Genomic DNA, 14,752 nt, shown 5'->3' with positions numbered 1-14,752 from the left:
CCCAGAAACCGGAACGAGGAGGCCATGCGCACACCCCGCAGGACCCCGGGCGCCGACCCCGCACCGCCGTCCCCGCCGCCGCCCGCCCCGCCGCCCGCTCCCGCGCCGACAGCCCGCGGACGACGCGCGCACGCCGGACCGCCCGCACTCGAACACACGGGACAGCAGCCGCCGGAGTACGAGATGCCGCACCCCGCCGTCGTACGCGGACGATGGCTGCCGCGCCCCAGAACCGTACGAGCGAAGATCATCTCGCTGCTGATGGTACCCGTTGTCTCGCTGCTCGCGCTGTGGGGATACGCCACGGTCAGCACCGCCCAGGAAGTGTCAAGGCTGCGCCAGCTGCAGCGCGTCGAAACGCAGATCCGCGAACCCGTCGCCGCCGCAGTCACGGCCCTGCAGGCCGAACGGCGCGCGGCCGTACGCCAGGTGGCGGCCCCCTCCGACGAACGCGCTTCCGCACTCCAGCAGGAGGCCCGAAGAACACAAGAGGCCATCAAAAAGCTCCGCATCGACGACAGGACAACCGTCGCCGCGGACGACGGCATCCCGGCGGGCGTGGCGGGGCGTCTCGACCAGTTCGTCACCCGCGCGGAGCAACTGCGCACCCTGCGCACCGCCGTGCTCGGCCACAACGCCGCCTGGGACACGACGTACGAGCAGTACAACGCCGTTGTCCACGCGGCCTTCGGCGTCATCGGGGCGCTGACCGGCATCCAGGACGCCGGACCCGGCTCCGACGCCCGCGTCCTGCTGGAGTTCGCCCGGGCCGGCGAAATGCTCGCCCGTGAGGACGCCCTGCTCGGCTCGGCGCAGCTCAGCAACTCCCTTGCCGCCGAGCGTCTGCGGCTGTTCACCGGAGCCGTTTCGACCCGCAGGAGCCTCACCGAATCGACCGTCGCCGATCTGCGCGGCCCCGAGCGCACGGCCTGGCGCGAACTCGCCACGCAGCGCGCCTACCGGCAACTGCGAACGGCCGAGGACAAGGTGCTCACCGCCCCCGCCGGCCGCAAGGCCGCCCAGATCGTCCCGGCCGCCGTCTGGGACAAGGCACACACGGCCGTCGACGACGGGATGCGTGCCATCGAGACGGACGCTCGCCGCAGCGCCGCCGACCGAGCCGACCCCGTCGCGGACGGCCTCCTCACCCCGGCCGGCGCTGCCGTACTGCTCGGACTCGCCGCGGTCGCCGCCTCGTTGGTGATCTCCGTACGCATCGGCCGCGGCCTCGTCGTCGAACTGATCAGCCTGCGCAACAGCGCACTCAGGATCGCCCGGCAGCAACTGCCGCAGGCCATGCGCAGGCTGCGCACCGGGGAGGAGATCGACATCCAGGCCGAGGCTCCGCCCGGACCTCCCGCGGAGGACGAGATCGGCCAGGTCGGCGAGGCCCTCGGAACAGTCCACCGGGCAGCGCTGAGCGCCGCGGTCGAACGGGCCGAACTCGCCGGCAGCATCTCGGGCGTCTTCGTCAACCTCGCCCGCCGCAGCCAGATCCTGGTCCACCGCCAGCTCACCCTGCTCGACACCATGGAGCGCCGAGCCGACGACCCGAACGAGCTCGGCGACCTCTTCCGGCTCGACCACCTCACCACCCGTATGCGGCGGCACGCCGAGAGCCTGATCATCCTGTCGGGCGCCGCGCCCGGGCGCGCATGGCGCATGCCCGTGCCACTGACCAGCGTGGTACGAGCCGCCGTCTCGGAAATCGAGGACTACGCGCGCGTGGAGGTGCGGCAACTGCCCGAGGCGGCCGTTGTGGGCGCCGCGGTCGCCGACGTCACCCATCTGCTGGCCGAACTGGTCGAGAACGCCGCCCAGTTCTCCCCGCCGCACACCAAGGTGCGCGTCAGCGGCGAGCCCGTCGGGAACGGCTACGCCCTGGAGATCGAGGACCGCGGACTCGGCATGGGCAGGGACGCCCTCGACGAGGCCAACCGCAAGCTGGCGGAGTCCGAGGCCCTGGATCTCTTTGACAGCGACCGGCTCGGCCTCTTCGTCGTCAGCCGACTCGCCTTCCGCCGCGAGATCAAGGTCAATCTGCGTACGTCACCGTACGGCGGCACGACCGCGGTGGTGCTGCTGCCGACCGCACTGCTGCAGGGCGCCCTCACGGCCCCGGCGGGCTCCGCCGCAGGTCACGCCCCGGGCGCCCATGACCCGGGCGCTCACCACCCGGGGGACGAGGCGTCGACCGCGCCGCCCCGGTCGGCTCCACGCACCCACGGCACATCCGTCCCGGCACCGGCCCGCCGCCCGGTGCTCGCAGCGCAGCCTCAGCTCCCCACCACACCGCCGGGGGTCACCGCCCTGCGCCTGCGCGGCGCCCCGCCACAGACCGAGAACGGCGAACTCCCGCGCAGGGTCAGGCAGACACACCTCGTCCCGCAGCTGCGCGCGGAGCCCTTGGCCGAGGAGCCGGAAGACCACGGGGCAGCCGCCGAGGACACCCCGGAACGCACCCCGGAACAGGTGCGGGACCGCATGACGGCGTACCGCAAGGGCTGGACCAGGGGCGGCGGCGCCGCGCCGGGCAAGGCCATCCCCGGCAGTGAAGGAGACAGAGCATGACCGAGTACGAGTCAGCCGCAGCCCGCCATACCTTCGGCGACCTCGACTGGCTGCTGGACGACCTCGTCCTGCGCGTCGGCGAGGTACGGCACGTGGTCGTGCTGTCCGGCGACGGCCTGCCGGTGGGCGCGTCGAAGGCGCTGACCCGCGAGGACGCCGAGCATCTGGCGGCCGTCGCCTCGGGGTTCCACAGCCTTGCCAAGGGGGCCGGCCGTCACTTCCACGCCGGTGGGGTGCGCCAGACCATGGTCGAGATGGACGACGGCTTCCTCTTCGTGGCGGCCGCGGGCGACGGCTCCTGCCTTGCCGTACTCACGTCCGTCATCGCCGACATAGGCCTGATCGCCTATGAGATGGCCCGCCTCGTCAAGCGTGTCGGCGAGCATCTGCGGACCCCGGCGCGCCTCACCGCGACGTGACGACATGACCGACGGTTCAGACAGAGCCGACGCACGGGACACGGCCGACGGGACAGACGGCATGGGCAGCGGCGACAGCCCGGGCGGCCGGGGCAGCCCGGGCAGTCAGTGGTACGACGCCGAAGCCGGACCCCTCGTGCGCCCGTACGCGATGACCGGCGGGCGGACCAAGCCGGGACCCGGCAACGTACGGTTCGATCTCATTGCGCTCGTCGACATCGCCGCCGACGCACCCGGCGTCGCCGAGGAGTCCCTGCTGGGCCCCGAACACCGCGCACTGCTCAGCCTGTGCCGCTGCGAGACCCAGTCCGTCGCCGAACTCGCGGCCGACGCCGATCTGCCGGTCGGTGTCGTACGGGTGCTGCTCGGCGATCTGCTGGAAGCGGGCCATGTCACGGTCAGACGTCCCGTGCCGCCCGCCCAGTTGCCCGACGAGAGGATCCTCAGGGAGGTGATCGATGGGCTGAGGGCGTTGTAGCGACCGGCGGCGCGTCGTGTTGTCGGCGACGTCCGCGCGGCGAGGTCTCAGCCGGTCTGCCGGTGCGTCCGCGTCACCTGCTTCGTCTGTTTCGCCTCCCAGGCGGACCTGGTGAGGGAGTACTCGACATCGCCGAGCTCGGAGCCTTCGATCGTCTCCGGCCACTCGTCGAAGAAGGTCCGCACGTAGCGCAGTCCCACCTTTTCCATCACGCGCCGCGAACGGGCGTTGACGGTCATGGTGTTCGCGGTGACGCGCTGCACGCCGAGTTCCGTGAACCCCTTGCGGAGCAGGGCGTGTGCTCCCTCCGTCGCATAGCCGCGGCCCCAGGCGGCCCGGCCGAGCCGGTAGCCCAGTTCGACCAGAGCCGCACTGTGGTCCTCGAGCGGCCGGAAGACGAACCAACCCAGGAAACTGCCGGTCGTCCGCTCCTCGGCGGCCCAGAAGCCGCGGTTGTCGAGGCACGGATAGTGATGGAGGAACCGTGGCAGGGAGTCGGCGCGGATCGCCTCAGGTGTGGTGGGCCGGCCTCCGTTGATGAAGCGCATGACCTTGGGGTCGTTGTCGAGGGCGAGCAGCTGGTCCGTGTCCGCCTCGGCGACGGGCCGCAGCGCCAGCCGGTCGGTCTCCAGGAAGTAGGGCATGACCCGATCCTCGGACACCGTCGGCTGCGCCCGCCAGCCAATATGCGCCCGGCCGGCGAGGTGCGGCGAGGTGGCCATCCCGGTCGGCGAGATGGCTGCCGGCGCCGGCGAGGTGGATCGATTTGGCTACAGAAATGGTCTTCGAATGGGCAACGGAACAGTCAGAAGGATCTAAATACGATCCCTTCCCGCGGGGAAGGGCCGCCCTTGCCATGCTGACTTGCGTACTGGCATGGACCAACACTGAGAATTTGCTGACCTCGAGACCTCAAAGATGGTTCTGACCTGCGGTTTCAATAGCGGATGGATATCTTGAGGCTCACTCCCGAGAGAAGTGACCGATGGCTTCCGAGAGCTCTCAAAGCACTGGTGGGGAGACCACCGACCTCGCGCTGAAAATACTCGTCGCCGGCGGCTTCGGCGTCGGCAAGACCACCCTGGTCGGTGCGGTCAGTGAAATACGGCCGCTGCGTACGGAGGAACAGCTCAGCCAGGTGGGCCGTGCGGTCGACGACACCGGGGGAGTCGACGAGAGGACCACGACGACCGTCGCCATGGACTTCGGCCGCATCACCATCCGCTCGGGGCTCTCCCTCTATCTCTTCGGCACTCCTGGACAGGACCGCTTCTGGTTTCTGTGGGACGAGCTTTCACAGGGGGCTCTCGGGGCCGTCGTCCTCGCCGACACCCGGCGCCTCGTGGACTGTTTTCCCGCTGTCGACTATTTCGAGCACCGCCGGATCCCGTTCGTCGTCGCGGTCAACTGCTTCTCCGGCGCGCGCACTTACGGCGCGCACGAAGTATCACGTGCCCTCGATCTGGAACGTGGGACACCTGTTGTGCTGTGCGACGCACGGGACCGCGACTCGGGAAAAGAGGTGCTCGTACGTCTGGTCGAATATGCCGGACGGATGCACACGGCTCGGCTGCTGGATTCGGTGGGCTAGCGGCACCTTGCCCTGTCGTCCCGCGTACGAAAGGCTTACGGAAAACGGGGCCACGGGGAACGTACGAGCGGGGAGGACCGACCATGCCGTTGGACAAGGGACTTGACTGGCTGCTGGACGACCTGACGAAGCGGATCGAGTACATACGGCATGCCTTGGTGCTGTCCAACGACGGGCTGGTGACGGGGGCGAGCACGGGGCTGGCGCGGGAGGACGCGGAACATCTCGCCGCGGTTTCCTCCGGGCTGCACTCCCTCGCCCGTGGGTCCGGCCGGCATTTCCGTGCGGGCAAGGCGCGCCAGACCATGGTCGAGTTCGACGATGCGCTGCTCTTTGTCACGGCGGCCGGCGAGGGAAGCTGCCTGTGTGTACTGAGCGCGGCCGAGGCCGATGTGGGCCAGGTCGCGTACGAGATGACGCTGATGGTCAACCGGGTCGGCGAGCATCTGGGCGTTGCGGCCAGGCAGCCGGGCGGAACTGACAGCTGAGCTGCGGGATTTCGGCAGGGCGGCGTCCGGTCCTGAGCCCGGTCCGGGGGTTATCCACAGGCCGGGCGAGAAGTCACCGGGTCGGGCTACCGTCGTCACCGAGAGTATTCACAACTCACGGGGGACCTGACCGACATGAAGGTGACGGAAGCAATGACGCCCGGCCTGGTGCTCAGCCCGGCAACGACGGGCGAGTCGGCGCACAGTCCGGAAGTCCGCAGTCTCGCGCTGGGCCGGGCGGCTCAGGCGCTGGAGCTCAAGCGGGGCGAGCTGGATCTCGCTGTCCAGTTGGGGCATGTCCGGACCACGCCCGGCGCGAGCGGTGGCCCGCCGCGAGTCGACCAACGAGAGGTCGACCGGCTGCGCGGGGCGGAAGGATTTCCCGACGCTCTGAGGGAGCGAGTGCGCACCGTGGGCACGGTGGAGGGCGCTCGGCTGATCTCGATCACTTCGGCGCGCTTCACCCGGCTCGCCCGCACCGGCCATTTCACGCCGATCCGGTTCTATCTGAACCGCTACCGCGCGGTCGTCTGGCTCTATCTGGCAGAAGAGCTCAGCGATTTCGCGCTCGCTCATCCTGCCCTCCTCGCCGGCCGGACCCCACCCGCACTGCGGACGATGCTGGATGCAGGTGAGGACAGGCGGGCACGCAACTGGCGGGGCAGACGGCTGGGACTGCTGCTGCGCGCCACCCAGGACCCTTGGGAGCGGGCCGCGGTGATCGCGTCCGTCCTCGACCCGGTCACGGTGGCCGAGGTGACGGCCGATCCCTACGAGCGCTCGTACCTGCGAGTGCTCAGGCCCGAACTGGCCCCCGGCCGCCCTCAGACGCCCGCCGCCGGAGAGGTGGTGGGTCGGCTGCTCCTGGCGGACCATCCGGACGAGATCCTCTGGCACCGGGTCAACCTGGCGGACGCGCTGCGCCGGGCGCGCGCGCTGCGACCCGCACCACGTCCGGGCGCAAAGGCGCCGGGGCTCAGATCCGAAGTCGTACCTGAGCCGGTGGCGCCGCCTCCCCCTCTGCGCAGGCTAGGCCTGCTCAGGCGGCTGCGCGCATCGGCGGAGCGTTGTCAGACCCGGCGGCTGCGGTTCCGGTCTGACGGGAAGTCAACGGAGTTCACCTCTTCACTGCGGGGCTTGTGAGGCTGATGGTCCGACAGAAGCGGTTACCGAGCGCCCGGTTCAGTTCCCGGACAACAGGGGCGCATTCGCGCCTGGTGCTCGAGGCGCCCCGAGGCTTCATACTGCCCCTACGACCCGAAGCCCCGCGGGAGCCGGAGACACGGACGGGGCCGCCTTTGCCGCATCGTGCGGCGTTCGCTGATGTGGCCGACTGTCGAGGGAGGCACAAATGGGGGTTGTGCCTTGAAGATCCTGGTGGTGGACGACCGCGAGGACAATCTCTTCGCGATCGAGAGTCTGTTACGGCCCGTGGGGCACCCGGTGGTACGGGCGCACAGCGGGGACGAGGCGCTGAAGACCGTCCTGCGCGGCGGTATCGCGGTGGTGATCCTCGATGTCGTGATGCCGCAGATGGACGGCCTGGAGGTGCTCGCCTATCTCAAGCGCCTTGACCACACCCGGAATCTGCCGGTCGTGCTGATGACCGGCCTCGGCAGGGACGACGACCTGGCCGCCCGTGCGTACGGACTGGGGGTCTCCGACTTTCTGGTCAAGCCGGTCGACCCATGGGTCGTGCGTACGAAAGTCAGGGCGCTCGCCGAGCTGTACATCGAGAACCAGGGCCTGCGTGCACAGCTCAGCGCCCTGACCGACCGCAGAGCCGACGCATCCGCGACCGACCTGCCGAATCTCGTCGACGCACGGGTACCGCGTCAGCCGGGAGGCAAGGGAGGCCGTGCCCGGAGCATCCGGCGCATCGACTGACGGCAGCGGCACGGGCCTGGCGCCTGGACCGAGTGGTCGACCACATCCGGCACATCACCGAGGTCGCGGGGGCCGGTCATGTGGGCCTCGGGCCCGATCTCATCCAGGAGGTCAATGCCGACATCACCCCGACCTGCTGCGAGGACGGTCACGACTTCGACTGGGTGCTGCCCGGACTCGCCAGCCATGGATGGCGCGATGCGGCATCCAAGGCTGCGAGGGGCCCGCCGGATCAGGCGCAATCCGCCGTGCGGTGTGCCGGGGTCAGCACTCGGCAGAGGCCGGCAGGCCGCCGCGCTCGTCGCCCTTGAGGTAGACGGCGCTGACATAGCCTTCGGCCAGCCGCACCCAGATGTCGTTGGAGTAACCGTTGTCCTTGATCAGCTGGCCGTGCTTCCAGCACGAGGCCCCACGGGGATCGCCGGCCTTCACATGGCCCACGATGGCGCTCGCGGTCGTCGCTTCGGCACGGACGTTGACGTTCTCGTACGGAGTGACGCCATAGGGCAGCCCCAGGGCGGACGCCTGGGCAGTGGCCGCACCGGTCATCAGCAGTCCGACACAGAGCGGGCCGACAGCGATCGAAGCCATCGCCTTGGTCCTCTTCACCATGGTGTTCCTGTCCTTCCGTCGGTGAACGAGTTCGAGCATCGCGAAGCGGCAGATCACCTCGCAATCATTTCGATGAGCGTTGAAGGGTGAGCGGAGCTCCGCGCAGCGCGAGCGGCGGCCACCCCGTTCGCCGTACAACGTGTTGGTGCTTCCGGGTGTCACTCCCTCCCGAAAATCCCGGTCGGCGCGCCTGCCCTGCCCGGCCCGCATGAAGCTGGGCTGTTGGCCTGCTTAAGAAATCCTCGATGGACTCTGCAGTCACGGCTGGGCAGATTGGTCCAGGTCCGATGACCGGAGCTGTCGAGCCGCCTGGCCTCGGCCCCCACCACGACGCCTGGAGCCGCCCCGATGAAGGCACTTGTCAAGCAGCATGCCGAGCCCGGGCTGTGGCTCATGGATGTGCCCGAGCCGCAGACCGGCCCCGGCGATGTGCTGATCAAGGTGCTGCGCACCGGGATCTGCGGCACGGATCTGCACATCAGATCCTGGGACGGCTGGGCCCAGCAGGCCGTCAGCACGCCCCGCGTGCTCGGCCACGAGTTCGTCGGAGAGGTCGCCGCCGTCGGCGCTGACGTCCAGGACATCCAGGTCGGCGATGTAGTGAGCGGCGAGGGCCATCTGGTCTGCGGCAAGTGCCGCAACTGTCTGGCCGGCCGCCGTCATCTCTGCCGCAGCACCATCGGCCTCGGCGTAGGCCGGGACGGAGCGTTCGCCGAGTATGTGGCGCTGCCCGCGTCCAATGTGTGGGTGCACCGAACGCAGGTGGACCTCGACATCGCCGCGATCTTCGACCCGTTCGGCAACGCGGTGCACACCGCGCTCTCCTTCCCGCTGGTCGGCGAGGACGTACTGATCACCGGCGCGGGCCCGATCGGCATCATGGCCGCGGCCGTCGCCCGGCACGCGGGGGCGCGCAATGTCGTGATCACCGATGTCAGCGAGTCCCGCCTGGAGATCGCCCGCAAGGCCGGCGCCACGCTCGCGCTGAACGTCGCCGAGAGCGACATCGCCGAGGCGCAGCGGCAGCTCGGCCTCAAGGAGGGCTTCGACATCGGCCTGGAGATGTCCGGCCGCCCCGAGGCCATGCGCGACATGGTCGACAACATGACGCATGGCGGCCGCATCGCCATGCTGGGCCTGCCCGCCGAGGAGTTCGCCGTCGACTGGTCGAAGATCGTCACATCGATGATCACGGTCAAGGGCATCTACGGCCGCGAGATGTTCGAGACCTGGTACGCGATGACCGTCCTGCTCGAAGGCGGCCTCGACCTCAGCCCGGTGATCACCGGCAGCTATGGCTACCAGGACTTCGACGCCGCCTTCGACGAGGCCGCCACCGCGCGCAGCGGCAAGATCATCCTCGACTGGACCGTCTGAGCCTCTCGTCCGAGCCTCTCGTCCGAGCTTTTCGTAAGGAGCCCCACCATGTACGCGTCCGTCCGCGACGACCTGCGCAACACCCTCGACGAGATCCGTGCCGCCGGTCTCTACAAGCCCGAGCGGGTCATCGGCACCCCGCAGAGCGCTTCCGTCTCCGTCGCCACGGGCGATGTGCTCAACTTCTGCGCGAACAACTACCTCGGTCTCGCCGACCACCCCGAGGTTGTCGCCGCTGCCAAGGAAGCACTGGACCGCTGGGGCTACGGCATGGCCTCGGTCCGCTTCATCTGCGGCACCCAGGACGTCCACAAGGAGCTCGAGGCGCGCCTGTCCGCCTTCCTCGGCCAGGAGGACACGATCCTCTACTCCTCCTGCTTCGACGCCAACGGCGGCGTCTTCGAGACCATCCTCGGCCCCGAAGACGCGGTCATCTCGGACGCGCTCAACCACGCCAGCATCATCGACGGCATCCGGCTGTCCAAGGCCCGCCGCCACCGCTACGCCAACCGCGACCTCGCCGACCTGGAGCAGCAGCTCAAGGAGACCCAGGACGCCCGCCGCCGCCTCATCGTCACCGACGGCGTCTTCTCCATGGACGGCTACGTCGCTCCCCTCGCCGAGATCTGCGACCTCGCCGACCGCTACGACGCGATGGTCATGGTCGACGACTCGCACGCCGTCGGCTTCGTCGGCCCCGGCGGCCGCGGCACCCCCGAGCTGCACGGCGTCATGGACCGTGTCGACATCATCACCGGCACCCTCGGCAAGGCGCTCGGCGGCGCCTCCGGCGGCTATGTCGCGGCCCGCGCCGAGATCGTCGCCCTGCTGCGCCAGCGCTCTCGCCCGTACCTCTTCTCCAACTCCCTCGCCCCGGTGATCGCCGCCGCCTCCCTCAAGGTTCTCGACCTGCTGGAGTCGGCCGGAGACCTGCGCGAGCGACTGAACGCGAACACTGCTCTGTTCCGTACGAAGATGACCGAGGCAGGCTTCGAGATCCTGCCCGGCAACCACCCCATCGCTCCCGTCATGATCGGCGACGCGGCCGAGGCCGGGCGGATGGCCGAGCTCCTGCTGGAGCGCGGTGTGTACGTGATCGGCTTCTCGTACCCCGTCGTCCCGATGGGCCAGGCCCGGATCCGGGTCCAGCTCTCCGCCGCGCACTCCACCGAGGACGTGGAGCGGGCCGTGGCGGCGTTTGTCGACGCACGAGCGACAATGGCGGGGTGATCGACCCCCGGCGGCTGCGTATTCTGCGGGCCGTGGCGGACCACCGTACGGTGACCGCCGCGGCTTCCGCGCTGTATCTCACCCCCTCGGCGGTCTCCCAGCAGCTCAACGCGCTCGAGCAGGAGACCGGCCACGCCCTGCTGATCCGCAGCGGCAAGGGGGTGCGGCTGACGGCTGCGGGGGAGATCCTGCTGGCCCACACCCATGCCGTGCTCGCCCAGCTGGAGCGGGCGGAGGCAGAGCTCGCGGCCTATGCGGGCGGCGCGGCCGGCGAGGTCACGGTCGCGGCTTTCGCCACCGGCATCGCGGAGGTCGTCGCCCCCGCCATCGGGGTTCTCGCGGTCAAACACCCGGACATCCGGGTACGCGTACGGGACGCCGAGGGCGACGAGAGCCTGCCGCTGGTGCTCGACGGCGAGGCGGATCTGGCCGTCGCGGTCGAGTACCGGGGCGCGCCCCGCGAGGACGACCGGCGCCTCGCCCGCGTGCCGCTGTACGCGGAGCCCTTCGACGCCGTGTTGCACGCCGACCACCCCCTCGGCCTGGCCGAACGCGTCGAGCTGGCCGAGCTCGCGGACAGCGACTGGATCGGTCCGTATCCCGGCAACCCGTGCCACGACATGGTCCTTCTCGCCTGTGAACTCGCGGGTTTCCAGCCCCGCTTGATGCACTTGTCCGACGACTTCCGCGCCGTGGTCGCCCTGGCCGGGGCCGGCGCGGGGGTCGCGCTGGTGCCGCGCTCGGCGCTGCGCGGGATGGAGCTGAAGGACACCGTCGTACGGCCGGTGGCGGGCCCGGCCGCGACCCGCCGAGTTTTCGCCGCCGTACGCAGCGGAGCCCAGGCGCACCCGCTGATCCGGCCGGTGCTCGACGCACTGGCGGACTCCGCCGCCGGACTCTCCACCGACTGATCACGACACCGGAGCCCCTCTCAGGAGGTGGGGGGCGTCGTCTCCATCGCCTTCTTGAGGTTGCTCAGAGTGGTGCGTATGTTCGCGCGCTGGAAGTCGGCGAACACCTGCCCGCGGGTGGCGAGCCTGTCGAACGCGTTGGCCAGGGCATCCGGCCAGGCGCGCCGGTCGTCCGTCCAGATCTCCGTGACCCGCGTTCCGCCCTCGACCGGCTCGAAGCGGTACTCCCAGGTGGCGATGCGACCGGGCAGTACAGGCTTGCGCCTGCCTATCCCTCGCACCCGGAAGGCGAACCGCTCACCGGGATCCGCCACGGTCACCGTGCAGCGTGTGGTCCAACCCATCGGCCCCCGCTTGTTGTGGCCGTCGAAGACCATGCCCACGTACGCCTCCTGTGCGCCGTCGGGCACCGTCGCGCCAAGGTTCTCAGGGCTCCAGCGGCCCATCAGAGCCGGATTGCTGACCTTCGCGTAGATCGCCGAAGGGTCGGCGTCGATGACGACGCTGTCCGACACCGAGTACGTGCGTGCCATGGAACGACTCCGATCGTGGGCATGGGCGGACAGCGTCGTCGGCGATCATCCTTGCGGTCGTCCCGCGTCGGCCAGGATCGAGGCGTCGACGTCGTACTCGTCGTCCCGTCGGCGAAGAGCCGCTGACGTGTCCCGGGTGAGGACAGTGCCGAGCCAGCCGGCGAGGAATCCGACGGGGACGGAGACCAGGCCCGTAGTGGTGTACGGGAACCAGGTGAAGTCGTCGTCGGGGAAGATCGCTTGAGGGGAACCCGAGACGAGCGTGGTGCCGGTGATGAGGATCAGCACGCTCGCCGTGCCGCCGATGAGCGTGCTCAGCAGCCCGCTGCGGTTGTACTGGCGCCAGAAGAGGCTGTAGATCAGCGTGGGCGCGATGGCGGAGGCGCCCAGGCAGAACGAGAGGGTGACCATGGCCTGCAGGTTCACATGCCGGGAGGCAGCCGCGAGGAAGATCGCGGCGAGGCCGATCGCGGCTGCCGTCCCACGGGCCAGCATCATCTCGATCCTGTCGTGCGAAGTCCGCCTGCGGCGCAGACCGTGCGTGATGAGGTCGTGCGCAAGGGTGTTGGCGCAGGCGAGCGTGATGCCGGCGACGGAGGCGAGCAGCGTCAGGAAGATCGCCGTGGTCATGGCCGTGAACAGCAGTGTCTCGAAGGCCGACACATCGGCGCCCATCACCGCCCGGCTGACCATGAGGATCGAGGTCTTGCCCTGCGGGTCGCCGAGCATGATCTGCTGACGGCCGACGATCGCGGCGGCGCCGAAGCCGATCACGGCACTGAGCACACACATCACGACGACGGTCGAGACGGCCCAGGACATGGAGCGCCGCACGGCTTGTGTGCTGCGGGAGCTGAACATACGCATCGTGATGTGTGGGAGGCACGCCGCGCCGAGGACGACGGTCAGCTGGGCGCTGATCATGTCGAGCCCGTCGCCGCCGAACTGTAGCCCGGGGGCGAGATACGCGTCGCCCGCACCGCTCCCGCGGGCTGCCGCGTCCAGCAGCGAGGGGATGCTGAAGTCGAAGCGGTTCAGCACGAGCGCGGCGATGGCGACGGCCGCGGCGAGCAGCACGACGGTCTTCACGATCTGGATGAAGGCGGTGCCCTTCATGCCGCCGATGGCCGCGTAGATGATCATCAGCAGGCCGAGCAGCACAATGGACCCGGTCTTGAAGCCTGCGGCGTTGATCCCGAGAACGAAGGCCAGCAGATCGCCCGCGCCCGCCAGCTGGAAGATCAGCAGAGGGAAGAGGGCGAGGAGGGTGACGACGCACGCGGTGATGCGCACGGCGGAGCTCGGGGCGCGACGCGTGAGTACGTCGCCCATGGTGAACCGGCCGGCGTTGCGCAGCGGTTCGGCCAGCAGGAACATCAGCAGCACGAGGGAGAGCGCGGTGCTGAGAGCGAGGACGAGCCCGTCCTGGCCGAGCAGCGATATGACGCCGATGGTGCCCAGCACACTCGCGGCGGAGATGTAGTCGCCGGCGATGGCCAGGCCGCTCTGCATGGGGGACAGGGAGCGGGAGCCGGTGTAGAACTCCTCCAGGTCGTCGCGGTCGGGTCCGGTCATCACGCACAGCAGCAAGGTCACCGTGGTCACCGCGATGAAGGCGACGAAGGACATGGTCTGGGTCTCGGAGCCGAATCCGTTCATCGGCGTGCTCCCTGGGTGGTCGGGGCGGCCTGGAGACGTACGGCTTCGGTGAGCGGGTCCACCCGCCGGCGCGCGGTCCGCTCGTACGCGGCGACGGCTACGAGCGTCACCGGGAGCTGGATCAGACCGAGCAGGAGGGCGATGTTGAGGCCGCCGGTGATCTTGCTCGTCATCAGCCCGGGCGCCCAGGCGGAGAGGAAGAGGAACAGCACGAAGTACCCGAGGGCCGTCAGGGTGGCGACCCGGCGCAGCCGCTTGTACGCGGCGCTCAGGGCGCGGATGTCGCGGTGGGGGTCGACCGGCGGCTGCGGGGGCGGGGCCGCGGGCTCCTGCCAGGAGTGGAAGGCGTGACCTTGTGGCTCGGGGAACTCGGGATATGAGGGTGGTGTGGAGTAGTACGACATCGCGTTGGTTCCTCGTGCCTGTGCGGTGCGGCAGGGGCAGGGGCAGGGGCAGGGGCAGGGGCAGGGGCAGGGCATGCTGGCGGAGCGCTTCGTTACCCGTGGGTAGCGACGGCCGCATTGTTGCATGAACTGTTCGGTCGGTCAGCGGGTGAATCAACTGGCGGACCGGGGCCCTGCCGGCCCTCGGACATTCGGCGCTACGGGCCGCTGCCGAGTGCTCCGCGGCCACTCGTCAGCGCACCGCGGTCCGCGAGCCGACGGCCTGCCCGGCTGTCACAAGCGGCGATGCAGAATTTGTCCGCTTCTGCCACCGAGCCGGACCGGCGCCGGCGAGCACGACGACCATCCCCGCGACGGTCCGGAATGCGAGCGCTTTGTCGAGCACGAGTGCCCCGAGTGCGATGGAGACCACAGGCAGCAGACAGCCGACGGTGGCGGCATTTGTGGCGCCTTCATCGGCAATCAGCCGGTAATTGAGAGCGAAGGTGAAGCCGGTCCCGAAGATCCCCAGGATGACCACGGCGATCACACCGACCGCGGTGATGTGACCGGACTCCACCCCACCGGCCGGCAGGGCCGTCGTGCTCAGTGC

General features: G+C 69.6%; 17 protein-coding genes. 11 read left to right on the top strand and 6 right to left on the bottom strand.

The features are described 5' to 3' along the window. The first annotated feature begins 24 nt into the window (after nucleotides 1–24). The 3 genes from OG729_RS03710 to OG729_RS03700 all read left to right on the top strand — a co-directional run bounded on the left by OG729_RS03710 (nucleotide 25) and on the right by OG729_RS03700 (nucleotide 3,468). The gene (locus OG729_RS03710; RefSeq protein WP_405804254.1) at nucleotides 25–2,571 is read left to right on the top strand and encodes a nitrate- and nitrite sensing domain-containing protein; all 2,547 of its coding nucleotides are present in this window, start codon (nucleotides 25–27) and stop codon (nucleotides 2,569–2,571) included. Beyond that, complete coding sequence (locus tag OG729_RS03705; protein ID WP_360865198.1) at nucleotides 2,568–2,990, top strand: roadblock/LC7 domain-containing protein; 423 nt, start codon at nucleotides 2,568–2,570, stop codon at nucleotides 2,988–2,990. Before OG729_RS03710 ends, OG729_RS03705 begins: the two co-directional genes overlap by 4 nt. 61 nt (nucleotides 2,991–3,051) lie before the next feature. Continuing rightward, nucleotides 3,052–3,468: a DUF742 domain-containing protein gene (locus tag OG729_RS03700; RefSeq protein ID WP_405811037.1), complete on the top strand. Its 417-nt coding sequence runs from the start codon at nucleotides 3,052–3,054 to the stop codon at nucleotides 3,466–3,468. Nucleotides 3,469–3,515: 47 nt separating this feature from the next. Here the strand turns inward: OG729_RS03700 and OG729_RS03695 are convergent, their stop codons facing one another. After that, nucleotides 3,516–4,112 (bottom strand): GNAT family N-acetyltransferase, encoded by a 597-nt coding sequence (locus tag OG729_RS03695; protein WP_405804252.1) that lies wholly within the window; start codon nucleotides 4,110–4,112, stop codon nucleotides 3,516–3,518. Between the two features lie 341 nt (nucleotides 4,113–4,453). Here OG729_RS03695 and OG729_RS03690 point away from each other — a divergent pair, with 341 nt between their 5' ends. The 5 genes from OG729_RS03690 (at nucleotide 4,454) to OG729_RS03670 (ending at nucleotide 7,745) form a co-directional block, all read left to right on the top strand. Next, nucleotides 4,454–5,059, top strand: a complete 606-nt coding sequence (locus OG729_RS03690) for a GTP-binding protein (protein ID WP_405804251.1) — start codon at nucleotides 4,454–4,456, stop codon at nucleotides 5,057–5,059. 83 nt (nucleotides 5,060–5,142) lie between these two features. After that, on the top strand, nucleotides 5,143–5,547 hold the full coding sequence (locus tag OG729_RS03685; protein WP_360865190.1) for a roadblock/LC7 domain-containing protein: 405 nt from the start codon (nucleotides 5,143–5,145) through the stop codon (nucleotides 5,545–5,547). Between the two features lie 135 nt (nucleotides 5,548–5,682). Continuing rightward, nucleotides 5,683–6,690 carry a DUF6397 family protein gene (locus OG729_RS03680; protein WP_405804249.1) on the top strand — a complete coding sequence of 336 codons (1,008 nt, stop codon included), beginning with the start codon at nucleotides 5,683–5,685 and terminating at the stop codon, nucleotides 6,688–6,690. A gap of 222 nt (nucleotides 6,691–6,912) precedes the next feature. After that, nucleotides 6,913–7,434, top strand: a complete 522-nt coding sequence (locus tag OG729_RS03675) for a two-component system response regulator (RefSeq protein ID WP_405804248.1) — start codon at nucleotides 6,913–6,915, stop codon at nucleotides 7,432–7,434. Further along, complete coding sequence (locus tag OG729_RS03670; RefSeq protein WP_405811035.1) at nucleotides 7,338–7,745, top strand: membrane dipeptidase; 408 nt, start codon at nucleotides 7,338–7,340, stop codon at nucleotides 7,743–7,745. The genes OG729_RS03675 and OG729_RS03670 overlap by 97 nt, the downstream gene beginning before the upstream one ends. On the opposite strand, the gene OG729_RS03665 is transcribed toward OG729_RS03670, so the two are convergent. Further along, on the bottom strand, nucleotides 7,699–8,046 hold the full coding sequence (locus tag OG729_RS03665; RefSeq protein WP_405804246.1) for an SH3 domain-containing protein: 348 nt from the start codon (nucleotides 8,044–8,046) through the stop codon (nucleotides 7,699–7,701). The two genes, OG729_RS03670 and OG729_RS03665, sit on opposite strands and share 47 nt — an antisense overlap. Nucleotides 8,047–8,394: 348 nt before the next feature. Here OG729_RS03665 and tdh point away from each other — a divergent pair, with 348 nt between their 5' ends. From tdh to OG729_RS03650, 3 genes are read left to right on the top strand one after another with little or no spacing between them, the layout of a single operon-like run. Further along, the gene (tdh, locus tag OG729_RS03660; RefSeq protein WP_360865176.1) at nucleotides 8,395–9,423 is read left to right on the top strand and encodes an L-threonine 3-dehydrogenase; all 1,029 of its coding nucleotides are present in this window, start codon (nucleotides 8,395–8,397) and stop codon (nucleotides 9,421–9,423) included. A 48-nt stretch (nucleotides 9,424–9,471) separates the two neighbouring features. Then, nucleotides 9,472–10,653: a glycine C-acetyltransferase gene (locus tag OG729_RS03655; protein ID WP_360865173.1), complete on the top strand. Its 1,182-nt coding sequence runs from the start codon at nucleotides 9,472–9,474 to the stop codon at nucleotides 10,651–10,653. Continuing rightward, nucleotides 10,650–11,564, top strand: coding sequence for a LysR family transcriptional regulator (locus OG729_RS03650; protein WP_360865170.1), 915 nt, complete (start codon nucleotides 10,650–10,652; stop codon nucleotides 11,562–11,564). The genes OG729_RS03655 and OG729_RS03650 overlap by 4 nt, the downstream gene beginning before the upstream one ends. 20 nt (nucleotides 11,565–11,584) lie before the next feature. Here the strand turns inward: OG729_RS03650 and OG729_RS03645 are convergent, their stop codons facing one another. The 4 genes from OG729_RS03645 to OG729_RS03630 all read right to left on the bottom strand — a co-directional run bounded on the left by OG729_RS03645 (nucleotide 11,585) and on the right by OG729_RS03630 (nucleotide 14,749). Further along, nucleotides 11,585–12,097, bottom strand: a complete 513-nt coding sequence (locus OG729_RS03645) for an SRPBCC family protein (RefSeq protein WP_405804243.1) — start codon at nucleotides 12,095–12,097, stop codon at nucleotides 11,585–11,587. A gap of 45 nt (nucleotides 12,098–12,142) precedes the next feature. Next, on the bottom strand, nucleotides 12,143–13,756 hold the full coding sequence (locus OG729_RS03640; RefSeq protein WP_360865166.1) for a cation acetate symporter: 1,614 nt from the start codon (nucleotides 13,754–13,756) through the stop codon (nucleotides 12,143–12,145). Next, nucleotides 13,753–14,160, bottom strand: coding sequence for a DUF485 domain-containing protein (locus OG729_RS03635; RefSeq protein WP_405804241.1), 408 nt, complete (start codon nucleotides 14,158–14,160; stop codon nucleotides 13,753–13,755). The genes OG729_RS03640 and OG729_RS03635 overlap by 4 nt, the downstream gene beginning before the upstream one ends. A 232-nt stretch (nucleotides 14,161–14,392) precedes the next feature. Beyond that, complete coding sequence (locus OG729_RS03630) at nucleotides 14,393–14,749, bottom strand: EamA family transporter (protein WP_405811034.1); 357 nt, start codon at nucleotides 14,747–14,749, stop codon at nucleotides 14,393–14,395. Nucleotides 14,750–14,752 lie beyond the last annotated feature (3 nt).

The organism is Streptomyces sp. NBC_00210, from assembly GCF_045160975.1.
Taxonomy (GTDB): Bacteria; Actinomycetota; Actinomycetes; order Streptomycetales; family Streptomycetaceae; genus Streptomyces.
The sequence above is the reverse complement of the archived record's forward strand: the minus strand, read 5'-3'. Positions and strand labels throughout refer to the sequence as shown.